General features: G+C 73.1%; 26 protein-coding genes. 15 read left to right on the plus strand and 11 right to left on the minus strand.

Annotation, left to right across the window (positions count from 1 at the left end; all coding sequences use genetic code 11):
- Nucleotides 1-123: 123 nt before the first annotated feature.
- Complete coding sequence (locus ACH442_RS19230) at nucleotides 124-927, minus strand: Gmad2 immunoglobulin-like domain-containing protein (protein WP_396339389.1); 804 nt, start codon at nucleotides 925-927, stop codon at nucleotides 124-126.
- A gap of 213 nt (nucleotides 928-1140) precedes the next feature.
- Here ACH442_RS19230 and ACH442_RS19235 point away from each other — a divergent pair, with 213 nt between their 5' ends.
- From ACH442_RS19235 to hypE, 9 genes are all read left to right on the plus strand, one after another.
- A complete protein-coding gene (locus ACH442_RS19235; protein ID WP_396339390.1) occupies nucleotides 1141-2112 on the plus strand; it encodes an Acg family FMN-binding oxidoreductase in 972 nt (323 codons plus the stop codon).
- 91 nt (nucleotides 2113-2203) lie between these two features.
- Nucleotides 2204-2890: a CBS domain-containing protein gene (locus ACH442_RS19240; RefSeq protein ID WP_396339391.1), complete on the plus strand. Its 687-nt coding sequence runs from the start codon at nucleotides 2204-2206 to the stop codon at nucleotides 2888-2890.
- Nucleotides 2891-2926: 36 nt separating this feature from the next.
- Complete coding sequence (locus tag ACH442_RS19245) at nucleotides 2927-3790, plus strand: universal stress protein (protein WP_396339392.1); 864 nt, start codon at nucleotides 2927-2929, stop codon at nucleotides 3788-3790.
- Between the two features lie 115 nt (nucleotides 3791-3905).
- Nucleotides 3906-5204, plus strand: a complete 1299-nt coding sequence (locus tag ACH442_RS19250; RefSeq protein ID WP_396339393.1) for a Ni/Fe hydrogenase subunit alpha — start codon at nucleotides 3906-3908, stop codon at nucleotides 5202-5204.
- 1 nt (nucleotide 5205) lies between these two features.
- Nucleotides 5206-5673 (plus strand): hydrogenase maturation protease, encoded by a 468-nt coding sequence (locus ACH442_RS19255; RefSeq protein WP_396339394.1) that lies wholly within the window; start codon nucleotides 5206-5208, stop codon nucleotides 5671-5673.
- Entirely contained in the window at nucleotides 5670-7979 is a 2310-nt protein-coding gene (gene hypF, locus ACH442_RS19260; protein ID WP_396339395.1) for a carbamoyltransferase HypF, read from the plus strand. Before ACH442_RS19255 ends, hypF begins: the two co-directional genes overlap by 4 nt.
- A gap of 1 nt (nucleotide 7980) precedes the next feature.
- Nucleotides 7981-8229: a HypC/HybG/HupF family hydrogenase formation chaperone gene (locus ACH442_RS19265; protein ID WP_396339396.1), complete on the plus strand. Its 249-nt coding sequence runs from the start codon at nucleotides 7981-7983 to the stop codon at nucleotides 8227-8229.
- Nucleotides 8226-9338: a hydrogenase formation protein HypD gene (hypD, locus tag ACH442_RS19270; RefSeq protein WP_396339397.1), complete on the plus strand. Its 1113-nt coding sequence runs from the start codon at nucleotides 8226-8228 to the stop codon at nucleotides 9336-9338. The genes ACH442_RS19265 and hypD overlap by 4 nt, the downstream gene beginning before the upstream one ends.
- Complete coding sequence (hypE, locus tag ACH442_RS19275; RefSeq protein ID WP_396339398.1) at nucleotides 9335-10390, plus strand: hydrogenase expression/formation protein HypE; 1056 nt, start codon at nucleotides 9335-9337, stop codon at nucleotides 10388-10390. Before hypD ends, hypE begins: the two co-directional genes overlap by 4 nt.
- A gap of 5 nt (nucleotides 10391-10395) precedes the next feature.
- Here the strand turns inward: hypE and ACH442_RS19280 are convergent, their stop codons facing one another.
- From ACH442_RS19280 to ACH442_RS19295, 4 genes are all read right to left on the minus strand, one after another.
- The gene (locus tag ACH442_RS19280; RefSeq protein ID WP_396339399.1) at nucleotides 10396-10803 is read right to left on the minus strand and encodes an OsmC family protein; all 408 of its coding nucleotides are present in this window, start codon (nucleotides 10801-10803) and stop codon (nucleotides 10396-10398) included.
- A gap of 42 nt (nucleotides 10804-10845) precedes the next feature.
- A complete protein-coding gene (locus tag ACH442_RS19285; RefSeq protein ID WP_396339400.1) occupies nucleotides 10846-11949 on the minus strand; it encodes a glutamate--cysteine ligase in 1104 nt (367 codons plus the stop codon).
- On the minus strand, nucleotides 11933-12244 hold the full coding sequence (locus ACH442_RS19290; protein WP_396339401.1) for a hypothetical protein: 312 nt from the start codon (nucleotides 12242-12244) through the stop codon (nucleotides 11933-11935). Before ACH442_RS19290 ends, ACH442_RS19285 begins: the two co-directional genes overlap by 17 nt.
- A 111-nt stretch (nucleotides 12245-12355) precedes the next feature.
- Entirely contained in the window at nucleotides 12356-14209 is a 1854-nt protein-coding gene (locus tag ACH442_RS19295; RefSeq protein ID WP_396339402.1) for a hypothetical protein, read from the minus strand.
- Nucleotides 14210-14455: 246 nt separating this feature from the next.
- On the opposite strand from ACH442_RS19295, the gene ACH442_RS19300 reads away from it, so the two are divergent.
- Nucleotides 14456-16948, plus strand: a complete 2493-nt coding sequence (locus ACH442_RS19300) for a hypothetical protein (protein WP_396339403.1) — start codon at nucleotides 14456-14458, stop codon at nucleotides 16946-16948.
- A gap of 71 nt (nucleotides 16949-17019) precedes the next feature.
- Here ACH442_RS19300 and ACH442_RS19305 read toward each other — a convergent pair whose 3' ends face one another.
- Nucleotides 17020-17580 carry a DUF2267 domain-containing protein gene (locus ACH442_RS19305; RefSeq protein WP_396339404.1) on the minus strand — a complete coding sequence of 187 codons (561 nt, stop codon included), beginning with the start codon at nucleotides 17578-17580 and terminating at the stop codon, nucleotides 17020-17022.
- 188 nt (nucleotides 17581-17768) lie between these two features.
- On the opposite strand from ACH442_RS19305, the gene ACH442_RS19310 reads away from it, so the two are divergent.
- Nucleotides 17769-18410, plus strand: coding sequence for a hypothetical protein (locus tag ACH442_RS19310; RefSeq protein WP_396339405.1), 642 nt, complete (start codon nucleotides 17769-17771; stop codon nucleotides 18408-18410).
- On the plus strand, nucleotides 18407-18805 hold the full coding sequence (locus ACH442_RS19315; protein ID WP_396339406.1) for a hypothetical protein: 399 nt from the start codon (nucleotides 18407-18409) through the stop codon (nucleotides 18803-18805). Before ACH442_RS19310 ends, ACH442_RS19315 begins: the two co-directional genes overlap by 4 nt.
- Nucleotides 18806-19076: 271 nt before the next feature.
- On the opposite strand, the gene ACH442_RS19320 is transcribed toward ACH442_RS19315, so the two are convergent.
- Complete coding sequence (locus tag ACH442_RS19320; RefSeq protein ID WP_396339407.1) at nucleotides 19077-20150, minus strand: hypothetical protein; 1074 nt, start codon at nucleotides 20148-20150, stop codon at nucleotides 19077-19079.
- 210 nt (nucleotides 20151-20360) lie between these two features.
- On the opposite strand from ACH442_RS19320, the gene ACH442_RS19325 reads away from it, so the two are divergent.
- Both ACH442_RS19325 and ACH442_RS19330 read left to right on the plus strand, forming a co-directional pair.
- The gene (locus ACH442_RS19325) at nucleotides 20361-20645 is read left to right on the plus strand and encodes a hypothetical protein (protein WP_396339408.1); all 285 of its coding nucleotides are present in this window, start codon (nucleotides 20361-20363) and stop codon (nucleotides 20643-20645) included.
- Between the two features lie 40 nt (nucleotides 20646-20685).
- A complete protein-coding gene (locus ACH442_RS19330; protein WP_396339409.1) occupies nucleotides 20686-21153 on the plus strand; it encodes a Crp/Fnr family transcriptional regulator in 468 nt (155 codons plus the stop codon).
- 123 nt (nucleotides 21154-21276) lie between these two features.
- Here the strand turns inward: ACH442_RS19330 and ACH442_RS19335 are convergent, their stop codons facing one another.
- A complete protein-coding gene (locus tag ACH442_RS19335; protein WP_396339411.1) occupies nucleotides 21277-22149 on the minus strand; it encodes a universal stress protein in 873 nt (290 codons plus the stop codon).
- A gap of 198 nt (nucleotides 22150-22347) precedes the next feature.
- Here ACH442_RS19335 and ACH442_RS19340 point away from each other — a divergent pair, with 198 nt between their 5' ends.
- Nucleotides 22348-22473 (plus strand): hypothetical protein, encoded by a 126-nt coding sequence (locus ACH442_RS19340; protein WP_396339412.1) that lies wholly within the window; start codon nucleotides 22348-22350, stop codon nucleotides 22471-22473.
- Nucleotides 22474-22537: 64 nt separating this feature from the next.
- Here the strand turns inward: ACH442_RS19340 and ACH442_RS19345 are convergent, their stop codons facing one another.
- From ACH442_RS19345 to ACH442_RS19355, 3 genes are all read right to left on the minus strand, one after another.
- Nucleotides 22538-23404: a universal stress protein gene (locus tag ACH442_RS19345; protein WP_396339413.1), complete on the minus strand. Its 867-nt coding sequence runs from the start codon at nucleotides 23402-23404 to the stop codon at nucleotides 22538-22540.
- Between the two features lie 71 nt (nucleotides 23405-23475).
- Nucleotides 23476-24300, minus strand: coding sequence for a slipin family protein (locus ACH442_RS19350; protein WP_396339414.1), 825 nt, complete (start codon nucleotides 24298-24300; stop codon nucleotides 23476-23478).
- A 190-nt stretch (nucleotides 24301-24490) separates the two neighbouring features.
- Nucleotides 24491-25318: a universal stress protein gene (locus tag ACH442_RS19355; RefSeq protein WP_396339415.1), complete on the minus strand. Its 828-nt coding sequence runs from the start codon at nucleotides 25316-25318 to the stop codon at nucleotides 24491-24493.
- Nucleotides 25319-25444: the final 126 nt, after the last annotated feature.

Below are 25444 nucleotides of genomic sequence, written 5' to 3' on the forward strand. Positions count from 1 at the left end.
TGGGGTGGTCGTGGGGGGGCGCCCGCGGGGGGTGGGGGGCTGTAATCCGCCGCGGCGGGGCGGGGCCGCCGCGGGGGGCCCCCCCCCCCCGGGGCCCCCCCCCCCCCCGGGCTGTCCGCCCCGTCAGGCCGGTTGCTGGACGAAGGCCACGCGGACGACGGTGGCCTTGGTGATGTGACCGTCACGCGCGGACCGTTCGAAGGCGAGCACCCAGCCGGTCTCCGCGCTGGGCGCCGCGAAGGTGATCTCACCGGTGAACGAGCGCATCACATCGCCGCCACCGACCACGTGCCCCTCACCGAGGCCATGAGTGGCCCCAGTGCGGATCTCCACCACGCGGACCGCCACGTTGCCCTCGAAGGCGAGCGCCGACCCGCTGATGGTCATCGGCGAGTGGATCACCTCGAGATAGGCCGGGTCGATCTGGAACGGCGGCTGGTCGACCACGATGGTGTGCGTGGTGACGCCGAGAACGGCGAACGACGCCTGCCCCTTGCCGAGGGCGACCGTGCTGACCGGGCCGGAGCCCGAATCCGTACGGACGTCGACTGTCGCGACGAAGTCGCTGCGCCACTGAGAGCTCTGCACCGACAGGTGCCGCATGCCGACGACCTCGCTCAGGAACCGGACCGCGGTGGCCCGGGCCAGCGCCAGCGTCGGCTCGTGGGTGCTGGGCGCCGTCGTCGGCGGCCGGGTGGCCGGTGGCGTGGTGGAGTGGCGCGGACGGGGAGCGGTGGTCACCGGCGCCGGGACCGAGGGCGTCACACCGGCCGAGGTGGCCGGTGCGGGGGCGCTCGGTGCGGAACCGGTCTCGCCACCGGAACCGTCGTCCCGGACCAGGAGCCAGACGCCGCTGACCGCGAGCAGAACAGCGAGAAAGACGCCGATCAGGAGAACCGATCGGCGCCGGGCCGAAGAAATGATCATGGCTGCCTCCTCGGGCGCGCCATTGCTTCCCCACGACAGTAGGTGGCGCGGCCCGCGAAGGTGAGGGCTCGAAGCCCTCACTTCGGGGGACGAACGCCGTACCGGAAGGTTCTGGAGGCCGCCGGCGGGACCTTGGGCCCTGGCCGACCGGGGCGGTCCGCGCTGTTCTTGAAGTGACCGCGGCCCGAGCCGAGGTCGGTGAAGGGAGGCACGATGAGCACGTCTTTCGTCCCACCGTCGCGGGGGGTCCTGAACGACTGTGTGCGTCTGGCCACCACCGCGCCGTCGCTGCACAACAGCCAGCCGTGGAAGTTCCGGGTCGCGCCGCCGGCGATCGAGGTGTACGCCGACCCGGACCGCCGTCTGCCGGTCGTCGACCCGGACGGCCGCGAGCACCTGATCAGCGTTGGCGCGGCCGTCTACACCCTGCGGATCGCGCTGCGCAAAGCCGGCTACCAGGTGGGTTGCGACCTGCTTCCCGACCCGGACGACCCGACTCTGGCGGCCCGGGTGACCGTCGGCCGAGTCGCGCCGGTCGACCAGGCCACTGAGCAACTGGCCGCGGCGATCCCGCACCGGCACACCAACCGGTCGCCGTTCGCCAACGTCGCGCTGCCGGCCGACGCCGTCGAGCAGCTCCGCGCCGCGGCCCGCCGGGAAGGCGCAACGCTGACCGTGGTGGGGCCCGCGGGCCGCGACGCGATCCTGGGACTGGCCCGGACCGCGGACCACTGGCTGCGCGACCGCCCGCACTACGCCGAGGAGATCGGCCGGTGGACCGGGCTCGGCGTACGCCACGACGGCGTGCCGGCCTGGGCGGCCGGCCCGTGGGACGCCCTGGAGATCATGCCGGTGCGCGACTTCGCCGCCGGGGTGCCCGGGCCGCGGACGCGTGAGCCGTTCGAACCGCACCCGACGATCATGGTGCTGGCGACCGAGGGGGACAGCCGGGTCGAGTGGCTGCTCGCCGGCATGGCCCTGCAACGGGTGCTGCTGACCGCGACCTGGCTCGGGCTGGCCACCACACCGATCAGCCAGCCCGTCGAAGTGCCGGCGGTGCGGGCCGCACTCACGCCCCGGGCGGCCCAGATGGTGCTGCGCGTCGGCTACGGCCGGAAGTCCGGGCGCACGCCCCGGCGGCCGCTGACCGAGGTGCTGCTGCGCGCCGGTTCGCCGGCGCGGTGACGCCACCGGCCGGGCAGCCCGCACCGGCGGGACCGTGTGCCCTGCACGAGCGGCCCGCCTGCGGCCTAGCGTGGGAGCGGAGGGATCGAAGATGAATACCTGGCATGTCAAGGACGTCATGACGGCCGACGTGGTGTCCGCTCACCCGGACACGCCGTACCGGCAGTTGGTCAACCTGATGACCGGACGGCGCATCAACGCACTGCCGGTCGTGGATGACGACCGGCATGTCCTCGGCGTCGTGTCCAAGAGCGACCTGCTCCAGAAGATCGAGTACGGCGGGGCCGAGGAGCCGCACTGGTACGAACGCCGGCAGCGCGCGCAGTGGCGCAAGGCCGTCGGGCTCACCGCGGCCGAGCTGATGACCGCGCCCGCAGTCGTCGCGCTGGCCCGCACCGGGGTCCGGGCGGCCGCGTTGCGGATGGAGGAGGCAGGCGTCAAACAACTGCCGGTCGAGGACTCGCTGGGCCGGCTGGTCGGCATGGTCAGCCGTGGTGACCTGCTGAAGGAGCACCTGCGCCCGGACACGGCGATCCTCGCCGACGCCCGTACGGCGATCGACGAGGTCCTGCTCACCGAGAACGTCGCCGAGGTCAGCGCGGTGGCCGCGGACGGCGTGGTCACGCTGACCGGACACACCGAACGGTGGTCGTCGGCGGCCCTGACCGTGCGGACGGTGCGACTGGTGCCGGGGGTCGTCGACGTCGTCGACCGGATCACCTTCGCCTACGACGATCACCACCTGGCCGATCCGGCTCCGGCGTACTTCATCGCCTGAGCCGGCCCCGGCCGTCCCGGGACGCGGAGGTGCCCGATGCCGACCACCCAACGGCGAATCCTGACCGGTTACGACGGCTCGCCGGCGGCCGCAGCCGCGATCGAGGCGGCGGCCCGGCTCCTGCCGGGGGCGCGAGCGTTCATCGCGTACGCCTGGACACCGCCCTTCGCCGACGAGGCGATGCGTCATCGGCTCTGGCGGGGCGCGAGCTGCCTGGACGAGTTCGTCGAAGCCGTCGAACGAGAGGGCGAGGCGCAAGCACGCCGTCTGGCCGCCCTGGGCGCCGCGATCGCCGGGCTGCAGGGATGGGACGCGGAGGCGCTGATCGAGCGGGCCTACGGCGGGGAAGGGGCACTGCTTGCCCAGCTCGCCGAGCGGTCCGGCGCGGATCTCATCGTCGTCGGCTCACGGGGGCTGGGCGGCACCCGCGCCCTGCTCGGCAGCGTCTCCGACATGACCGTGCACTATGCGTCCTGCCCGGTGCTGGTCGTCCCGCATCCCCTGCTGGAGCACGAACGAGCCGCGGTGGACGGCGGTGACGTGCTGGTCGGCTGGGACGGTTCGGCCGGGGCCGAGGCAGCGCGTGACGCGGCCGCACGACTGTTCCCCGGGCGGGGCGTGGTGCCGGTGTTCGTCCGCGACAGCGAGGAGCCGGCCGGCCCGTCCGCCACCGGCCTGGTCACGGTCTCCGCGGAAGGAACGTCGCTGGAGCACGGGCGTACGGTCGCCGCCGCGCTGACCGCGGAGTCGGCCGTCCGGCGGGCGGCTCTGATCGCGGTCGGCTCGCGGGGCCGTTCGGCGCTCAGCGAGATCATGCTCGGCAGCGTCGCCATGGCCACGCTGCACCGCGCTTACCGGCCGGTGCTGGTCGTGCCGCACGGCTACGAGGCACGCGGCTGATCCTCGTCGTCCGGCACGCCATCGGCTCACCGGGCGGACAGCTGAGGGGACTTCCGGCCCTGCCGCACGCCCGGTAGGGCGGGGCACGGTGGGGAGAAGGGTCCGAGGAGGCGTCATGACGCATCGCTACGAGCGGCTGATCGACGTGCAAGCCCTGGCCCGGGTGGAGGGTGAAGGAGCCATGCACGTCCGCGTCCGCGACGACGCCGTCGAGGACGTACGGCTGGAGATCTACGAGCCGCCGCGCTTCTTCGAGGCGTTCCTGCGCGGCCGCGGGCACACCGAACCACCCGACATCACCGCCCGCATCTGCGGAATCTGCCCGGTGGCGTATCAGATGAGCGCCTGCGCGGCGATCGAGGACGCGTGTGGCGTGACCGTCCCACCCGGCATCGCCGCCCTGCGCCGCCTGCTCTACTGCGGTGAGTGGATCGAGAGTCACACGCTGCACATCTACCTGTTGCACGCCCCGGACTTCCTCGGGTACGGCAGCGCCCTCGAACTCGCGAAGGACCGCCGTGACCTGGTCGAGCGGGGTCTGGCCCTCAAGCAGGCCGGCAACGACCTGATCGAGGTGATCGGCGGCCGGGCCATCCATCCGATCAACGTCCGGGTGGGCGGGTTCTACCGGGCTCCGGACCCGGCGGCGTTGCGCTCCCTGCGGCAGCGCTTGCGGTCGGCTCTCGACCAGGCGCTGGAGACGGTGCGCTGGGTGGCCGGGTTCGATTTCCCGGACTTCCGCCACGATCACGAGATGCTGTCGCTGACCAGCCCCGGCCGCTACCCGATCGACGGTGGATCCGTGGTGACCACCGGCGGGCTCACCTTCGGCGTACGTGATTTCGAGGAGCACGTCGTCGAGGAGCAGGTGCCGCACTCGACCGCGTTGCACGCCCGGCTGGCCGGCCGCGGGCACTACCTGACCGGCCCGGCTGCCCGCTACAGCCTCAACCACCAGTGGCTGAGCCCGGTGGCGCGTGAGGCCGCGGACGGGGCCGGCCTCGGCGGCGAATGCCGCAATCCGTTCCGCAGCATCGTGGTCCGGGCCGTGGAGACGGTGTACGCGGTGGACGAGGCCCTCCGGCTGATCGACGAGTACGAGCCGCCGCCGGAGCCGTCGGTGCCGGTGCCGCCCCGAGCGGGAATCGGCCGCGGCGCGACCGAGGCGCCCCGGGGCACGCTGTTCCACCGGTACGAGCTGGATGCCGGCGGTGTGCTCACCACGGCCCGGATCGTGCCGCCCACCTCGCAGAACCAAGCCGCCATCGAGGACGACCTGGCTCGTTTCGTGGCCGGCCGCCTCGACCTGGACGACGAGCACCTGACGGCGCAGTGCGAGCAGGCGATCCGCAACTACGACCCGTGCATCTCCTGCGCCACCCACTTCCTCGACCTGCACGTGGATCGAGGCTGACATGGTGTGGCGGCGGGTGGTGATCGGGGTGGGCAACGAGTACCGCCACGACGACGGGTTCGGGCCGCTGGTGGTCGCCGCACTGGCGGACCGCGTCGCCGGTGACCACCGCCTCGCCGGGGTGGAGCTGCGGATCAGCGACGGTGAACCGGCGCGGATGCTGCAAGCCTGGACCGGCACTGCCATCACCGTGGTGATCGACGTCGCCGCCGGGCACGGCCGGACCGGCTGGCAGGAACTGGCCCTGCTGGAGGACACCGAGCCGGAACCGGCGGCCGCGTCCGGGCACGGTATCGGGCTGGGCACCACGGTCGAGCTCGCCCGGGTCCTCGGCCGCCTGCCGCAGCGGCTGGTCACGCTCGTGGCGTACGGGAAGGAATTCGGTTTCGGGGTGGGGCTGAGCGCCGCGGTGAGCGCCGCGGTCGGCCCGGTCGCCGACCGCGCCTGTGCCCTGGTGGCCCCGCGATGACCGCCGTCGTGACGCCGCAGGCGTGGTCGGTGCGGATCCGTGGCACCGTGCAGGGCGTCGGTTTCCGGCCCTTCGTGCACCGGGTCGCCACCGGGCTGCGCCTGGACGGGGCGGTCAGCAACGTCGGCGGAGACGTGATCGTCGACGTGGGCGGCTCGGAGCAGGCGGTCCGGCGGCTGGTCGAGGCGCTTCGCGAGCAGGCTCCACCGGCCGCCCGGGTCGGTGAGATCACGGTGACGCCGACCGGCGCCGTACCCCCGCCGGGTTTCCGGGTGGTGGCCAGCACCGATGCCGACGTGTCGGCCGGTTTCGCCGGGCTGCCACCGGATCTCGCGACCTGTTCCCGATGCCGGACGGAGTTGTTCGACCCGGCGGATCGACGCTACCGCTACCCGTTCGTCAACTGCACCGCCTGCGGGCCGCGGGCCACGATCGTCGACGACCTGCCGTACGACCGGGCACGGACGGCCATGGCCGGATTCCCGCTCTGCCCGCGATGCGCCGCGGAATACCACGACCCGGCCGACCGGCGCTTCCACGCCGAGCCGGTGGCGTGCCCGGCCTGCGGACCCCGGCTCACGTGGCGCGCCGGCGTGCGCTCGGCCGGCGGCGATCCGGCGCTGCGGGTGGCGGCCGACGCGATCGCGGTCGGCCGGATCGTGGCGATCAAAGGCCTGGGCGGTTACCAGCTGGTCTGCGACGCGACCAACGCCGTGGTGGTGAATCGGCTGCGCCGCCGCAAGCGGCGTCCCCGCAAACCGTTCGCGGTCATGGTGGCCGGCCTCGATGCCGCCGCCACGATCGTCCACCTGAACCCGGAAGCTCGTACGGTACTGACCTCGCCGGCCCGTCCGATCGTGTTGCTGCCCGTCCACGCGAACTCCGCGCTGGCTCCCGGGATCGCCCCCGGTCTCGACCGGGTCGGGGTCTTCCTGCCCTGCACGCCCGTGCACCACCTGCTGCTGCACGAACTGGCCCGTCCGCTCGTGGTCACCAGCGGCAACCGTGCCGACGAGCCGATCGCGGTCGACGACGCCGACGCCGCGGAGCGGCTCGCCGGGATCGCCGACGGCTTCCTGAGCCACGACCGGCCGATCCGGGCCCGCTACGACGACTCGGTGGTCCAGATCGCCGCCGGCCGGGCCCGGATGATCCGGCGCGCCCGCGGGTACGCGCCCGGCCCGCTGCCGCTCCCGATGGCCACGCCCCGCCCCGTCCTGGCCGTCGGAGCGCAACTCAAGCACACCTTCACCCTCGCCCGCGGCGCCACCGCGCTGGTCGGTCCGCACGGCGGTGACCTGGCCGACGCCGACACGCTCACCGCGTTCCGCGACACCGTGGCGCAACTGAGCCGCCTGCACCGGTTCGAACCCGAGATCGTCGCGCACGACCTTCACCCCGGCTACGTGTCCACCGGGTACGCCGAACAGCTCGCCCCGGCGCCCCGGCGCATCGGCGTCCAGCACCACCACGCCCACGTGGCGTCCTGCGCGGCCGAGAACGGCGTCGACGGACCGTTCCTCGGCCTCGCCTACGACGGGCTCGGGTTCGGCGACGACGGGCGGCTCTGGGGCGGTGAGCTGCTGCTGGCCACCTACACCGGCTTCCGCCGGCTCGGCCGTTTCGGCACCGCGCCGATGCCCGGCGGTGCGGCCGCGATCCGGCGACCGGCCCGGATGGCGCTGGGCTACCTGTACGGCGGTGAGTTCCCCGTGCCGCCGGGCCCCGAACCCGACATGCTGCGACGGATGCCCGCAGCCGAGCCCGAGCTGCTACGCCGGATGATCGAGCGGGGCGTGCACAGCCCGCACGCCTCCAGCGCCGGCCGGTTCTTCGACGCGGTGTCCGGGCTGCTCGGCCTCTGCGACGACGCCGGTTACGAAGGGGAGGCGGCGGTGCTGCTCGAAGCCGCGGCCCACCGGTCCACCGGCCGGGCGCGGGCGTTGCCGTGGCGGCTCCGGCGCGTCGGCGGCCTCTGGGTCTACGACTGGTCGGGCACCATCGGCGAACTACTGACCCGCGCCCACGCCGGGGAACCGGCCGAGGAACTGGCGGCGGCGGTGCACCGTACCGTCATCGCGGTCACCGTGGAGCTCTGCGCGCGGGCCGCCGACCGTACCGGAGTGAAGGTCGTCTGCCTTTCCGGGGGCTGCCTGCAGAACCGCATCCTGGCCGGAGCGCTGCCCCGGGCACTGCGCGACGCCGGACTGACCGCGCTGCTCAACCGCGACGTGCCGGCCGGCGACGGCGGCATCAGCTACGGCCAGGCAGTGGTCGCCGCGGCCTGGCTGCAGCAGGGAGGCTGACGTGTGCCTCGGAATACCCGGCCGGATCATCGACGTACGACAGGAGGACGGCCTGCGCATGGGAACCGTGGACTTCGGGGGCGTCCGCAAACGCGTCTGTCTGTCCTACGCCCCGCAAGCCGGCACCGGCGACTACGTGATCGTCCACGTCGGCTTCGCGATCAGTGTCGTCGACGCCGCGGAGGCCGAGCGCACGCTGGCCGTGCTGCGGGCGATGGGTGACGTCCTCGACCGGGAGCTGAGCCCGTGAGATACCTCGACGAGTACCGCGACCCGGAGCTGGCCCGGACCCTGCTCACCGAGCTGCACAAGGTCACCACCCGGCCGTGGACGCTGATGGAACTGTGCGGCGGGCAGACGAACACCATCGTCCGGCAGGGCATCGACGAACTGCTGCCCGGCGGGATCCGCATGATCCACGGCCCCGGCTGCCCGGTCTGCGTCACCCCACTCGAGATCCTCGACCAGGCCATGGCGATCGCCGGACGTCCCGAGGTGACGCTGACCAGCTTCGGCGACATGCTGCGCGTGCCCGGCTCCCGCACCGATCTGCTGGCGCTGCGCGCCCGCGGCGCCGACGTCCGCGTGGTGTACTCGCCGATGGACGCCGTGAACCTGGCCCGCGAGCACCCGGACCGGCAGGTGGTGTTCCTCGCCGTCGGCTTCGAGACCACCGCCCCGGCCAACGCGATGGCCGTGCTGCACGCCTCCGCCCTCGGACTGCCCAACTTCAGCCTCCTGGTCAGCCACGTGCTCGTGCCGCCGGCGATGACCGCCGTGCTGCGCTCCCCGGGCTGCCGGGTGCAGGGTTTCCTGGCGGCCGGGCACGTCTGCGCGGTGATGGGCTGGACCGAATACGAGCCGATCGCCGCCGCCTACGGCGTACCCGTCGTGGTCACCGGCTTCGAACCACTGGATCTGCTCGAAGGCATCCTGATGACGGTCCGCCAGCTGGAGCAGGGCCACCACGTGGTGCAGAATCAGTACGCCCGCGCGGTCCGCCGCGAAGGCAACCGTGCCGCGCAGGACGCGATCCGCCGCGTCTTCCGGGTCACCGACCGGACGTGGCGTGGAATCGGCGCCATCCCGGCCAGCGGGCTGACCCTCACCGACGAGTTCGCTGCCTTCGACGCCACCCGCCGTTTCGACGTCGGGCGTCTCGTGGTCCGTGAGCACCCGGACTGCATCGCCGGCGACATCCTGACCGGCGCCAAGGTACCCACCGACTGCCGGGCCTACGGCACGGCCTGCACCCCGCGCAGCCCGCTGGGCGCGCCCATGGTGTCGGCCGAGGGCACCTGCGCCGCCTACCACTCCGCCGGGCGCCGCCGCGCCCCACGACCGGAAGGCTCGCGATGACCACTGTCGACCCGGCCGCCGGCAGCTGCCCGGCGCCGCTGCCGGAGACCGAACGGATCCTGCTCGGGCACGGCGCCGGAGGCCGGCTCTCCGCCGAACTGATCGGGCAGGTGCTGCTTCCCGCACTCGGCACCGCCGCACCCGGCGGGCCGCTCGAAGACGCCGCCGTGGTCACCGTCGACGGGACGGATCTGGCGCTGAGCACCGACGCGTACGTCGTCGACCCGCTCTTCTTCCCCGGCGGTGACATCGGTGCGCTCGCCGTGCACGGCACCGTCAACGACCTGGCCATGCGCGCGGCGATGCCGATCGCGCTGACCATCGCGTACGTCGTGGAAGAAGGTCTTCCGGTCACCGAGCTGCGCCGGGTCGCCGTCTCCGCCGGCCAGGCCGCGGCGGCCGCGGGCGTTCCCGTGGTCACCGGCGACACCAAGGTGGTGGGGCGCGGCGCCGCCGACCGGCTCTTCGTGATCACCGCGGGCCTGGGGCGCCGCATCGCCGGGGCCGCGCCGTCGGCAGCCCGCGCCCGGCCCGGCGACGCCATCCTGCTGTCCGGGCCGATCGGCTGCCACGGCGTCACCGTGCTCAGCACCCGGGAAGGCCTGGGCTTCGAGGCGGACGTCGAATCCGACACCCGCCCGCTGCACCGCCTGGTCGCCGCGATGGTGGCGGCCGGCGGCGACGCCGTGCACACGCTGCGAGACCCGACCCGGGGTGGACTGGCCGCCGCGCTCAACGAGATCGCCGCGGCCTCCGGTGTCGGCGCCGAGATCGAGGAACGGGCGTTGCCGGTGCCCGAGCCGGTCCGCGCGGCCTGCGAGATGCTCGGGCTCGACCCGGCGTACGTCGCGAACGAGGGCTGCCTGGTGGCCTTCGTCGCCCCGGGCAAGGCGGACGCCGTTCTGTCCGCGATGCGTTCCCGTGGCGAAGGCCGGCACGCGGTGCGCATCGGGACCGTCCAGGCCGACGGTCCCGTGGTGGTGCGCACCGCGGTCGGTTCCCGGCGTGTCCTGGACATGCCGGTCGGCGAGCAGCTACCCAGGATCTGCTGAGCGGTTCAATCCTCGGTCACGGTGACCACCGGCGGCCGCATCAACGTGTTGCTCACGGTGCAGTGCGACGCCACCGCGTGCAGGCCGAGCCACTGCTCCTTGGGCACTTCCGCCGGAACGTGCACCCGCAACCGGATCTCGGTGACCCGGGTGGGCCGCTCGCCCATGTCGAAATCGGCGTCGACGGCCAGACCCGTACGCGGATAGCCGTGCCGGGTGAGCCACTGCCCGGCATAGAACGCCACACACGACGCCAGCGCGGCCACGAACAGCTCGGTGGGCGTAGGCCCGGCATCGACGCCGCCCGACGCCACCGGCTGATCGACCGTGCAGCGGTGGCCGCGTACCAGGATCTCGTAGGAAAGCCCGGGCCGGGCCTCGACCCGGGCGTGGTGGCTGAGAACGGCGGTCATTGCACCTGCTCCTTTCCTGGGTGCGACGCCGGGCCGGCATCGTCAGCCGGCGCCGGTCATCGCGGTCAGCCCGGAAACCATCCCGGCGGCGGTGGCCGTGCCGGCCCACAGCCGGCGCTGCTGCTCGGCACCCGTGCCCAGCACGCGGACCCGATGCAGGAGGTCGTGGGCGGTCGCGGTGTCGCCGAGATCAGCGAGGGCCTTGCCGGCGTGATCCATCAGCGCGGCGACCAGTTGCCAGGCGGGTACGCCCCGGCCGGTGAACGGATCGACGCCGGGACCGTCGAGTCCGTACCGGGCGGCCGCGAGCAACCCGGTGGTGATCCACGGCCGCGGGGACGGCAGCGGCGGCACCCCCGCCCTGACCTGCGCCAGCGCCGTGGCCACGAGCCCCCGCACCAGCACCGCGACCAGCAAGGCGGTGGCGGCGTCCGGGCAGACGTCCGCGACGCGTACCTCCACGGTCGGATAGACCGGCGAGAGCCGCGCGAGCAGGTAGACACAGCGTTCGTCCATCGCCGCGCCCCGGGCCAGGAACTCCCGGACCACGTGGTCGTACTCGGCGGCGTTGCGCCACACCCCCGGCGGCCTGGCGGTCGGCCAGCGGGTCGCCAGACCGTACCGGTGGCTGGCCCAGCCGGTGTCACGCCCGTCGGCGACGGGGGAGTTGGCGCTGATCGCGAGCAGCGTCGCCAGCCACGGCCGGATCCGGGCCAGGACCTGCACGCCGAGGTCACGCGACGGCACACCGACATGGACGTGGCAGCCGCACACCCCGGACACCGCGGTCAGCGCCGGATGACGCAGGGCCAGGCCGTGGTAGCGGGGGACGTCGGTCAGCGCCGACAGGCCGGGCGCCCCGAACGGCGCGGTTCCACTGGCGACGACGGAGCAGCCCAACGACCGGGTTCCGGCGATGACCAACCGGCGCAGGCGGGTCAGCTCCGCCAGCAGCCCAGCGGCATCGGTGCAGACGGCGGTGGCGGTCTCGACCTGGTAGCGCATCAGCTCGGCTCGCGGGCCGGCATGGTCACGCAGTTTGTCCAGCAGCGCCGGGGCGGCCGGGACCGGCCGGCCGTGCCGCGGATCGAGCAGGAGGAACTCCTCCTCCACGCCGAAGGTCACCAACTCATCGGTCGGCGCCATCACACGACCCCCTCGGAAGCTCGCCCGGCGGGTCGTCGTGCGGCACCGACAGCGGGTGCCGCGCCTCGTCGCGCCAGGCCAGGCCGGCCAGGGCGTGCCGGTACTGCGCCGGGCTGATCCCCCCGTGCATCACCTGGGCCACCAGGGTCCCTTCCAGGCTGGTGGGCGCCTGTGCCTGCGGGCTGGGACCGCCGGGGTCGCCCTCGGCGGTGTCCGGTTCGGTGTCACCGCTCGGCCACCAAGCCGCCACCACGATCGCGACCATCGCCAGCACGAGCACCATCACGTCGAGCATCGCCATCACCTCCCGCCGCATCGAGTGTCGGCCGTCACGGATTCGTCCGGCAGGGCCGCACGTCCCGTCCGGCCGGGCCCCGCGCCGCGGCGCCTCCGCCGGGGAGGGAGGTCAGGACGGCGATCGGGACTTCGGGTAGTCGTGGGCGCGCTGAGTCTCGCGGAAGCTCACGAATGCCGTCTCGTGGGTGAGTGGCAGCAGATCCGGATCGACGGACATCCAGTCGGACGGCCTCTCCATCTCGCAGTCCGGGTCGTCCACGACGTCCTCGAGCAGCATGACGGCCCGATCGACCAGTTCTGCCCGGCCGGGCACGCCGGCGGTTGTGAGAGCCGGGCCGGGCGCCGCGGGCAGCGCGGCGACCACGGCCGCATGCAGGCAAGCCGCGTCGTAGCAGGCGATCCACGACTGCCGCCAGCCGCGAGCGCCGGCCTGGCCGGCCTGGCCGGCGGGCCGATAACGCCGCAGGCAGCGGCTCACCGTGGCCCACTCTCCTTCGAGAATCGCGCGGCGGACCACGGCGATGTCCTGTGCCGTTCGGGCGCCGAGGCGGATCCGATGACGCGATGCCCAGGCGGTACGCAGTGGCAACAGCATGGGACGCAGATCGTCCCGTTGATCACGGTGCAGCAGACGGCGGGTCAGCAGATGCCAGAACCCCAGCGCCCGCCGGTACCCGCGGAACTGCCGCTCGGACAGCCGCAGGAACGCCCACCGGAGGTGCCTGACCTGTGCCGGTGACGGCAGCACCGCGGTGAGCGCCTCGTCCAGCATACGATCGTGCCAGGCGTCGGGCAGCCCGCATCGGCGCAGCGTACGGACGAGATGTCTGCGGTCGGCGAGCGGCATGCCGGTCCACAGGCCGGCGAGATCGAGCCCGGCGACCATCTCGAGCGACATGGCCAGCCGGTAACGCGCCCGGTGGAAGCGCGGGTACTGCGCGCAGTTGATCGCGTGCAGGTGCAGCGCCTCCAGATGGTCGCCCTGCAGATCCCGCAGCAGGGCGAGCTCGTATCGGGCGACGCCCGCGCCGGGGGAGTTGCGGACGGCACGGTCGAGCAGGTGGGCCTTGTGGTCGCGTAGACGCGCGGCCTCGCCGGGCGAGCGGGGATCGGCGGTCACCTGCTGGGCGAGCAGATACGCGGCCAGGTCCTCGCCGTCGAAGGAGCCGACCGACCAGCGTGGCGTATTCGGGTCGGTCGCGAACACGAAGCGGGCGGCCAGTCCCGCCACCCGCTCGGCGGCATTGCCCTCCCGGCAGCAAACCGTACGGACCATGCGACTCTGCTGGCTCCGTGCCTCCCGCACGTCGACGGTCAGGTGCTGCACGCCCGAGCCGTCCTGGCCGGCGTCGCCGGGGCGGTCCTCCTGCCGGAGCTTCACCACGAACCTGGGCGGCTGAGGCCAGAGCGCGCCGGCCAGCCGGACCAGCTGCGCGTACAGTCCCTTCTCCGGCAGGCTGCTCGACTCGACCACGGCGGCCAGTGTCTCCGGGGTGGCGCCACCCGGGACGACGGAGGGCCGGCGCACCTGCACGGCCGGGAGCCGGAACTGCAGCTCCGTGATCAGGTCGGTGGGACCGTCGTGGTCGTCGAAGCTGACGGCCGGCGCCTCGAACCTGGCCGACCATGCCTCCAGCAGCCAGTAGAGCACCACGAGCACGACGCCGAAACAGGCGAGGCTGGTGGTGTCCGGCCCGGGAATCCGGTCCGGGACGAGAGCGTAGAACGGCTTGAAGAAGGCGTCCGAAGCGTAGCTGGCGCCCTGAGTGAACGCGTCGGTGAAGTCGTGGTGTGCCGGCTCGCCCCAGGCGGCGAGGGTGATGGTCGCGCTCAGGACGAGGACGGCGGTCACGATGCGCAGCGTGTGCCGGCTGAACCATCGGCCGACCGCGACGAGCGCCAGGACCACGGCGAGCACCACTGCCCACACGAGGCCGGACCGCAACCAGTCACCGGCGCCCATGGGCCCACTGTCGACCGGGCTGGAGGCGAACAGCCAGAGCCGAGAGTCCCTGTCCAGCTTGGACCTGGGACTCTGGCTGTCGCGCTTCTGCCGTGTTTCGCTCAACGGATCCGCGCGACGCGTCCGCTCGACGCCCGCCACCGGTCTCCGCCCCTCATGCGAATCCGCAGAGGCCTCGATGGCGCGGCGAACGGGATCCCCTCAGGCGCGCCGTCTTCCTGGAGCTGATCGAGGGAGGTCGGTCCGATGGCGTCGTGTGAGGTCTATGAGCTACGGATTCACGGGGTTTCCGGCAGCCCACCGGAAACCGTCCTCGACGTTCCCGCGGCCGGCCTGGTGGCCGGCGACAGGAAAGCCGGGTTCTACCGGCGCAGGGACGCCGACGGCCGGACCGCCGGGCCGGAGCACGGCCGGCTGGTCGAGGCGTACCACTGGGGCGGGCTCACCTCCGGTGGGCGGTTACGGGCGCTGTGGCTGCTGCTGGCGCCGTTCGCCCTGGTCAATGCGGCGTTCTTCACGGCCGCGGTGCCGTTGGGAGTGGATCCCGCCGACTTCCGGGTGCCGGCCGGCAAGGGCGCCGACCTGCGCCGGGTCCGGGCGGGCGGCGCCTCCTGGCGGGCGGTGCGGCGGGTCACCGAGGCATCCCTGCGGCTGGTGGCGCTGTCGCTGACCGTGCTGGCCGTCGCCGGTACCGCGGTCGTGGCGATGGACCTGGTCGGCTGGCAGATGGCGGCGCGTGAGCCCGGCGACCGGCCCGGCTGGCTGGGCTTCCTCGACCGGGCGTGGCTGCGCGACCAGCCGCGACCCTTCCTCCTGCTGGGCTTGGTGCCACTGGCGCTGATCGCGCTGTTCTGGTTCCTGGCGAACAACACGTGGGCTCATCTGGAGGCGGTGCCGGTGCCGAGGGCGGCCGGCGTCGCGTCCACCCCGCTGGAGGACCGGCTGATGTGGAACGGGCGCGGTCCGGTCCGCCGGTTGCGGGCTGTGCACATCACCACCGCGATAACCGTGCTCGCCGGGTTCGTCCTCCTGCCACTGTGGTTCACGGCCGGAGCCGGCGCCCGATCCGTGGCGTCGGTCTGGCGAGGCCCGCAGGGACCGGCCGTCGTGGTGCTGACCTCTCTGATGCTGGTGCTCCTGGCGGCCTGTCCGTGGCTGGCCGCCCTGCCGTCGATGTCCGACCGGAGGACTCCCGGGAAGGACCACGACGACTGGCGCGACGTCGACGCCTTCACGTTCCTGCCGTGGACGGCGGTGGCGGTGCTCGGCGCCGTCGCCGTGACGACCGGGCTGGGGCCGGCCTGGGACGCCGCGCGGGCGGCCGAGTCGGGAGCGGCGGGCGCGCTGCCCGGTCTGGCCGGTGCCCTCCAGGTGCTGTTCCTGCTCCAGACCGTGCTCGTCCTGGTCATTGCCGCCGGAGCCGGTCTGCTGCGGTGGGTGGCGATGAGGCACGCCTACCCGCAGATCACCGGGGCCGGTGACCCGGACAAGCCGGCGCCCGTCGTGACCCGTCCGGCCTGGGGCGGGCTCGCCCCGGCGGCCCTGACGTTGCTGGCCTGTGCGCTCAGCGCCGGGTGGTCGGCCGGGCTGGCCGTCACCGTGGCGCGTCTGCTCGGGACTCCACAGGTGGCCGCGGATCCGGCCGGCACCAGCGAGGTCGTCCTGCCGTCTTCGTACTCGTGGACCGCCGCAGCCGCGTTCTGCGCCCTTGTGGCGCTCGTCGTACCGGCCGTGTTCGTCGTCGCCGGGACGATGAGCGGCCGGGACCCGGTCACGGCCGAGGTCCGCAGCTGGTACGGCGAGGACGCACCCGGCGCGGACCCGGCCGTCCGGGAACGCCGGGTCGCGCGTATCGCCACCGCGTGGCACCGGGCCGACCTGGTGCGGATCGTGCAGAGAGCGGTCGGCGCCTGGACGGTGATGATCGCGGTCATCGTGGTGGGCGCGGTGGCCGGGCACGCGCTGGACCCGGAAGCGGTGTTCGCGCACGTGCCGTGGATGGTGGCGGCCGGCACCCTGGTTCTGGCCGCGCTGGCCGGCGTCATGATCACTCTGGGCCGGCGTACCTACCGGGAGCACGAGGTACGACGCGTCGTCGGAGTCCTCTGGGACCTGTGCACCTTCTGGGTCCGCGCCGCGCATCCGCTCGCCCCGCCGTGCTACATGGAACGGACGTTGCCCGACCTGCTCGAACGGCTCGGCAACGGACCGCTGAGCAATAGTCGGCACATCGTGTTGTCCGGGCATTCGCAGGGCTCGGTCATCGCGGCGGCGCTGGTCATGCAGATGGAGGTGGCGCGGGGCGGCAACGTCTCGCTGATCACGTACGGCTGCCCGCTGCGCCGGTTGTACGCCCCGTTCTTCCCCGCCTACTTCGGCGAGGGCGCGCTGGGCCGGCTCGGCCAGTTCCTGCGCCGGCCGGGCTGGACAGGCGAAACCGGCTTCGCCGATGACCGCGAGGAGCGCGAGACGTGGCGGTGGCGCAACCTGTACCGGCCGACGGACCCGATCGGCGGTCCGGTCTTCGCCGACCACCGCGGACAGCCGGTGGCCGAGGCGGACGTGGACTGGTGGTTGCCGGATCCGGTGTTCGATCCGCCTCCCGGTGATCGTTGTGCGCCGCGGATCTACGGTCACTCCGGATATCCCGCCGATGCGGCCTATGCGCGTGCGGTGGAGACGCTCCTGGGACAGCCGACGCTCACCTTCATCGAGGGGATCACCGTGCGGATCAGGTGATCGCGGCGACGGGGTTCACCCGTGAGTGCGGCCCGCCCGGACCGGGCGGGCCGCACCGCCGCGGCCGGGTGTCACCACTCGTTGGCGAGCGATTCGGCGACGAGCGCCTCGGTGTTGTGCCGTACCGCATCGCTGAGCCGGTCACGGCCGGGGACCGTGCGCCCCGCCGTGACCGGCGGCTCCGGATGGGTGACGGACGGGACGTCGGCCGGTCCGCGCAGGATCCGGCGCACCGGCTCGGCGACCAGTTCGAGGGCGCCGTCGACCTGCCCGGGTGACATGCGGGCGCGCAGTGCCGCGGTCACCGCCGCGGCCACGGCGTCGACGCGCTCGCGGGGGATCTGGGCTTCGAGGGCGAAACGCTCCCGATACTCCTCGGGGCCGTGCCGGTGCGCCGCGCGGCCCGGCTGCCATCCGTCGTAGAACTCGCCCCGGAACAGCTCCGGGAGCTGAGCGGCGAAGTCAGTGGCAGCGGCGGCCGGCAGCCGGTCCCGCAAGGTGTGCAGCCAGGCGCGGAGCGCCCGGTGCGCGGCGTACCGGTCGTCGGTGCCCAGCTGGTGGGTGACGTCGGCGAGCCAGGAATGTGCGGTGTGCAAGGCATGGTCGAACACGTCGGCCGCGGTGGAGGACATGAGCATCTCCCTCGTACGAAGGTTCGTCCCCAGCCTCGTCCCCGGCGCGCGGCCAGGGCAGAGCCGTTCGTCCCCGGCTCGGCGCGCTGGGCGGCATCCCGGGCCGTGCCTCCGGCAGTACGCAAGGCCCGCGCCGGAGGGACCTGCGACCGCAGACCAGCGCCCGGGACCGGGTCCACGATGGAAGTATGAGGGGCTCGGTATCCAGCCGGATCTGGCGCAAGTGGATGGCGACCGTCACGGCGGCCGAGTTCACCGGCTTCGCCGTCCCCGCCACGGCCGGCGCGCTCACGGCGCGGTCGGCGGCGGTCGTGTCGGTGCCGGTGCTGCTTGCCGCCGGAGCGGTGGAAGGCCTGCTGCTCGGCTGGGGCCAAGCGGTGGTGCTGCGCGGGGTGTTCCCGGGTTTCCCGGCACGACGCTGGACCGCGGTGACGTCCGTCGCGGCGATGTGCGCGTACGCCATCGGGCTCCTGCCGTCGGCACTCGCACCTGTCCGGCAGAACTGGCCGGTGTACGTGTTGGTCCCCGGCGCGCTGCTCGCCGGGCTGGCGCTCCTCAACTCGATCGGGGCCGCGCAGTGGACGGTGCTGCGCGGCCTCACGCCGTACGCCGGAAGATGGGTCGTCGCCAGCGCGCTGGCCTGGCTCGCCGGCCTGACCGTCTTCCTGGGCTTCAGCATGCCGCTGTGGCATGAAGGGCAGGCGCTGGGCGTGGTGATCGCGGTTGGCGTCGCCGGCGGCTTCCTGATGGCGCTCACCATGGCCGCCGTCACCGGAGTGGTGGTGCGCGGATGGAGCCGGGCCCGGGCGCTGGAAAGGGTCGCACGATGAGCGCCCCGGTCATGATCGCTGAGCGGATCACGGTCGGCCTGATCGGCGCGTCACCGGGGGAGTCGGCCCTGCGGCGTGCCCTGGACGAGGCCGAGCGGCACGGCGCGGCGGTGACCGTCGTGGCCACCGGCCCGGCCTCGGACGCGGCGGACCGTCATGTCCGGGAGCTGGTGGCGCGCTGGGCCGAGAAGTATCCGTCGGTCGCGGTCACCCTCGCGGTCCGGCGGAGCGTGGACGCGGTGATCACCTTGGCCGCCGCCAGCCGTCAGGCCGACCTGCTGGTGGTGGAGCGCGGCCCGGATCCGCGGGCGGCGGCCACGGTGGCGGCACTGACCCGGCGTACCCACAGTGATCTTCTGGTCGTCGAGGCGCCACCCGGTCCGGCTCTGCGCTGACACGGCAGACGCCGAGCGGCAGGGCCCACCGTCAAGAAGACCAACGCCGTGATCAGCGTGGCCGGCCAGGAGTGCGGCGCCCGGCCCGCCGCGAGCGGCTCAGAAATGGCGGGGAACCGCACCGCCGGCCGGTCTGACATCCCGCACCTCCGGTGCTGCGGTCACCGTCCCTCCAGCCTGAGCCGGCGCAGTCGGCGCCCGCCAGGGCCGGAAGCGGTGATCCGGTGACGAAGAACCCGGCGCACGGCCACCCGGAGAATCCGGCACGGGGTCAGGGGTGCAGCAGTGCCGCCACGCCGCCGTCGTGGGCCAGGACCCGGGCCGCACCTCCACCGAGGAGTGTCACGGCGCCGCCGGAGCCGTAGGTCAACTCGATCAGCTGCTCGCCCGTCTCGTCGCCGGGGCCGTCGATGCCGGCCGGGTGCCGGGCGCCGTCGAGCAGCAGGTGCCGGACCCGGCCTCGGGCGGCCGCGTGGAGCGTGTCGGCCGGACCGGCGGTCGCCGCCCCACCGGCATGCGCGGTGTCCCGGACGAGTTCGGCGAACCGCAGGCGGGCCCGCTGCCGGGCGACATCGAGGTTGACCGCCACCAGTGTGGCGACCCTCGACGGCGGCATCGTGGCGGTGACGACGTGCCCTGCGGTGACCACGTCGGTGTGGGGCAGGCGGGGGAGGCCGGCGACGAAGGCCGCGACCAGGTCACCGTCCCCGGTGACGACCAGCTGCTCCCAGTCCGGGTGGGCGCCGAGCTGGGCCAGCCGGGCACCGCTGTCGGCCAGGAACCGCTCCAGGTGGACGATCGTGCGCCGGTTCTGCAGGTCGCGCTGCGTGCCGCTGCGGCCCGGCGTCCGGGGTGGTGCGGGCGGCTCGAACACCAGGGTGCCGGCTTCCTCGGCCAGGCCGAGCCGGTAGTCGATCAGCCGGATGCCGTGCCTGCTGACAGCGACGATGCCGGCCGGGGCCGCCTTGCTGAACGCGTCGGCGAGCGGGCGCAGATAGGCGGCGTCACCCAGCCGGACACCGTTCTCCAGAGAGGTCTGGACGTGCACCTCACGTACGGTCTCACCGCTCACCGTCGCGAACAGTGCGTGGCCCCGCCCCGGGCTCTTACCGTCCAGCATCCGCGTCAGGGCCGGCTGGATCGCGTCGATGCGCTGCCTCAGGTGCGGCAGTTCCGTCCCGGCCCGCCGGGTGAGTTCGGTCAGCAGATGGGGAATCCTCACCTGCCAGGGAGCGGGCACAGCCGTCTCCGGGTGCGGATCGACCGTTGCGTACACCGAGAGCACGCCTGCCGGGTCCGCCAGGCGAGCTATGTCGTGCAGGTCTTCCGCGCGGATCACGGACATGACGTCACCTCCGCTGTGACACCTGCCAGGCTAGGGCGCCACCGGGGTACCGCGTACAGAGTCCGAAGTCCTCATTTCCGGACAGCTCACCCGGCGCATCCGTACGTCCTCCGGTGCGGCCTCCCGGACCTCGGGGGAGGGACCTTCGTCCCTGCTGATCGAGGCGGGGCAGGAACAGGGTGGGTATAGAAGGGGGTGACAGCCATGCTGATGCTGACGCTGTTCACGGTGGCGCTGCTGGCGGCCGCCGGCTTCGCCGCGTGGCCCGCGTTCAAGGAGGCGGAGAAGGCGACCGCCGCGGCCGGACAGGATCCCGGTGCCGGGGCTGCGACACGGAGCCCGACGACCCTGGAAGGCGCGATGACGGCGCAACTGCTCGATGGTGAGATCAAGCCGGAGCAGTACCGTCACGCTCTCGAGCGGTTGGCGGCCCGCGATGATCGGGAACACCCGCTCTCCCTCCCGGAGAACCATGATCCGGGCGCCGGAGCGTGAGACCGGCCACCGCGTGCCAACGATGATCGGCAGGTGACTCGTGGAATCCCTCAGCGTTTTCGACCTTCTCGTCATGCACGACCTGGTCGCGGACCTGCCGGCCCGATGGCTGCACCGGCTCGCCGGGGCGGGCTGCTCGGTCCGGGCCCCGGCGGGGCAGCGGCTCATCCGTGAGGACGCCGACGCGGACCGTTTCTGGTTGGTGCATCGTGGCACCGTGGGCCTGGACTTTCACGTCCCGGGCCACGGCGACATCTTCTTCGGGCAGGCGCGGGCCGGGAGCCTCGTCGGCTGGTCGTGGCTGCGGCCACCGTATCGGTGGACCTGCGGGGCGGTGGTCACCGAGGACATCCATGCCGTCGAGTTCGAGGCCGATGCGGTGCGCCGGCTGATGGCGGAGGACCCGGCGCTGGCCCACAGCCTGGGCCTTCGCGTGCTGGATGTGGTAGCCGAGCGGCTGGTGGAGGCGCGTCACCGGCTCGTCGAGTGGTACGCCTTTCCCGGCTGAGAACCGGCGTTCGCCCATGGTCACACGGCGGCCGGGAGGATCGGTCCGTCAGGTTCGACGATGATCCTCCCGGCCGGTGCCGTAGCGGCGTTCCGACGAAGTTCCGGGTCGGGCCGGGGAGCCTCAGTCCGGTAGCCGGCGGGCGATCAGTACCGGGCAGGCGGCGTGGTGCAACAGCTGCAGACTCGTCGAGCCGACCAGGGTGCCGGAGAGCAAGCCGTGCCCGTGGCTGCCGACGATGATCAGCTGCGCGTTGCGGGACGCCGCCACGAGGGCGGCAGGCGGTGTGTCGTGCGACAACGTCACCTCGACCGGGACTTCCGGGAACTTGGCCCGCCAGGGGGCGAGCTGCTCCTCGACGTGGGCGAGTTCCGCCGCGTGCTGCTCCGGCGCGTCCACGGTGGGCGGGAAGTCGGTGGTCAGCCATGCGGGGACCACCGGCGGGTAGGCACGGACCACCGTGATCGGGCGGCCGTGCCCGGCGGCGGTGGTGAAGGCGGCTTCCAGGACGAGGTCGGCGTTGTCGGAGTCGTCCACACCCACGGCGATCGGCGCGTCGGCGGCCGGCTCCTGGTCACCGACCACGACGACCGGGCACGGTGCGTGGATGGCGAGCCGCTGACTGGTCGAGCCGAGCAGCATCCCGCCGAATCCGCCGCGCCCGCGGCTGCCCAGCACGAGCAGTTGAGCGGTACGCGATGATTCCAGCAGCCGCGGCACGGCGTGGCCGATCAGCGCGAACGTCTGGATGCCGACCTCCGGCGCGATGCTCCTGACCCGTTCGGCCGCGGCCGCTATGACGCCGTCGGCCTGCTGGCGGGCGGTGTCGACGTACTCGCTGCCGACCTCGAACCGGGACTCGCGCCAGTCCCAGTCGAAGGCGTGCACGATGCGCAGGGACGATCCGCGCTGCCGCGCCTCCCTGGCGGCCCAGTCCACTGCGGCGTTGCTGGTCGGTGTGCCGTCGATGCCGACGACGATGCTCTTGCTCCGCATGGCGAATCCCTTCGTCTCCTCTCCATGGTCGACTCGGCCGGTGCCTCGATGCAGAGCAGCAGAGCCCGGATCGGCGGGCCGGAAGTCCCGGGTCCGGCGGCGCGGCCGACCTGCTCAGGAGGTGACCAGCGGCCGTACCGGCATCGTCGCGACCGGCACAGAGTCGGAACCGGAAGCGACGAGGGAGAGGAGCGACCGATGAAACGCCAGATGATCGCGATCGGGGTGGCCGGCGTGTTCCCGCTCATCGGCGTCGCGGTCGCCGCGGTGGCCACCGTGATCGACCTGACGGCGGTGAACGTCCGCAGGCGCCTGCACCGATGATTCGCGGCCGTCGTGCCGCGTCCCGGGCCACGACGGGTGGCGCGAGCCGCGGCACGACGCCCGGTCAGTCACGAGCGATCAGGACCGGGCAATCCGCGTGATGCAACAGTTGCTGGCCGGCCGAGCCGAGCAGCGTCCCGGTCACGGCGCCGAGTCCGCGGCTGCCGACCACGACCAGCTGGGCGTGGTGCGACGCGCCGACCAGCAGTCCGGCTGCCGTTCCGGTGGCGACCTCGAGCTGCACCCGCACGTCGGGGAACCGGCTCGTCCACCCGGCCAGCAGCGACTCGACCGCGTGGGCATGCGACTTCGCGAGTTCCTCCGGGTCGGGCGGCAGGATCGGGGCGAGGCCCGGTCCGACCGGTGGCAACGGGGTGGGGTAGGCGTGGACCGCGAGAACCGGAGCGTGCCGCAGGCGGGCGGTCTCGAACGCGGTGCGCAGGGCCGGGCGGCCGCCCGGGGAACCGTCCACGCCGACCACGACCGGTCCGTCGAACGCCATCGTCCGGCCACGGACCACCACGGTGGAGCGCCGGGCGTGGCCGGAGACGCGTGATCCGACCGAACCCAGCATCAGGCTGGTGAAGCCGCCGCGGCCGCGGTGGCCGACCACCAGCAGGCCGGCATCCCGGCTGTGTTCGAGCAGCACGGAGGCCGGGTCACCGGGAGCGACGACGGTGTGCACGGTGACGGTGGGCGCCAGAGTGCTGATCGCGGCGCGGGCCTCGGCCACGACGGCCTCGGCGACGTCGGCCGCTCCGGTCAGGTCCCGGCGCGGCAGTCCCGGCGTGGCTGCCCAGGTGGAGTCGTACGCGTTGAGAATCGTCAGCGACGCGCCGCGGCGCTGGGCCTCCACCGCGGCCCAGCGCACGGCGGCCTGCGCCGGCGCGGAGCCGTCGGTGCCGACCAGGATCGCTTCGGTGGTGTTCACCTTTCGCCTCCTGAGAGTGCGAACCGTTTCTGCTCCGTGGGCACCGGGCAGGCGGCCGTGGGCCGGTGTGGTCAGGACCGGGGCGAAGGAGTTGCGCCGTTGGTGGCCGGGGCGGGCCGACGGCTGGCCTCCGACTCGTGGTTGAGGAAGTTCCCCAGCTCGCCGATGGTGCTCATCAGCGGCGCGGGGAAGACCACGGTGGTGTTCTTGTCGACGCCGATCTCGACCAGCGACTGCAGGTTGCGCAGTTGCAGGGCGAGCGGGTGGGCCATCATGGTGTCGGAGGCGTCGCCGAGGGCGGCGGCCGCCAGGGATTCGCCCTCCGCATTGATGATCTTGGCCCTCTTCTCCCGTTCGGCCTCGGCCTGCTTGGCCATCGCCCGCTTCATCGCGTCGGGCAGCTGGATGTCCTTGAGTTCGACCAGGGTGACCTCGACACCCCATTCGACGGTGGTGACGTCGAGGATCATGCGGATGTCGTCGTTGATCCGGTCGGTCTCGGAGAGGGTCTCGTCCAGGCTGTGCCGGCCGACGACCTTGCGCAGGGTGGTCTGGGCGATCTGGTTGATGGCCGCGCGGACGTTCTCGATGGCGACGACGGACTTGGTGGCGTCGACGACCCGGAAGTAGGCGACGGCGGAGACGTCGACGCTCACGTTGTCGCGGGTGATGATGCCCTGCGACTGGATCGGCATGGTGACGATCCGCAGCGAGACGCGGTGCATGATGTCGACGATCGGGATTAGGAAGCGCAGGCCGGGGTTGCGGGCGCCGACGACGCGGCCGAGCCGGAACACCACGCCGCGCTCGTACTGCTTCACGATCCGCACCGACAGCAGGAGCAGCAGCACCACCACGACCGCCGCGATGATCAGGGAAATGGCGAGTGGGCTCATCAGGGTCTCCTTCCACACGGCCGGCGCGGACGGAAGCCCGCTGCGGGGCGTGCCTGACTCCACCGTTGCCCGTCCCGGCAGGTTTCCGGCAGGGCCGGGCGTCCCGTACCGGGCGTGAACATCGGCCCCTGACAGCGGGAACAAGTTCACCGGGCTGCCCCCGGATCGGGCACCTCGGGTCGCCGAGGTGTCATCGGCTTGGCGCCGGCACCACGACCACCGGGCAGGCGGCGCGTTCGACGAGGAATCGGCTCACCGAGGTGAGCGGCGCGATGCCGGAGCCGCGGCCCGCGTAGGCGCCCACGACGATCAACCGTGCGCCGCGTGACCAGTCGGCCAGCAGACGGCGGGCCGATCCTCGCCGGACCTGCCTCCAGACGCGCAGGCCGGGGTACTGCCCGCCGAGGGCCGCCACCGCCTCGGCCAGCACCCGGCGATGCTCCAACTCGCACGACCAGTCCTCGTGACTCATCGGCGCTGTGTCGCCCAGCAGGGTGGACACGCGTTCCCGCCACGTGTGCAGGGCGACAAGTTCGATGCCGCGCCGATCGGCCTCGGCGGCCGCGAACCGGAGGGCGGCGTTCCCTCCGGGTGATGTGTCGACGCCGGCCACCACCGGCCCGGACGGCGACAGCCGCCCACGGACCACCAGGACCGGGCATGCTGCCCCGGCGGCGAACCGGGCGGGCAGCGTCGCGGTCGACTCGGCGCGCCGGAACGATTCGCCGAGCACCAGGAGGGCAGCGGCCCGGCTCGCGTCGTGCAGGACGGTCACGAGATCTCCGATGACGACCGCGGTGGTGATCGCCGCATCGGGCAGAGCCTTGCGGGCGTGCTCGGCTGCCTGAGCGACGACGCGAGCGGCCTGTCCCGCATCGGGCCCCGGCGGTGTGACGTACAGGATGCGCAGCGAACGGTGCCGCTGCAGGGCTTCCACCGCCGCGGCCTCGACCACGTGCAATGCCGCCACGGAACCGTCGGTCCCGACCAGCACGGGGGTACCTGTCGCGGTGATCATCACGTTCACTCTCTCTTTCCAGCGTGCCGCTACTGGGAGGACGCCTGGCAGGCCGGATGTCCCTCACTCGGTCCGCCTTTTCGGTGACCTCCGGCCCCGCCGCGCCTCGCCCGGGCCGATCGGCGT

Source organism: Actinoplanes sp. NPDC020271 (assembly GCF_044388125.1).
GTDB lineage: Bacteria > Actinomycetota > Actinomycetes > Mycobacteriales > Micromonosporaceae > Actinoplanes.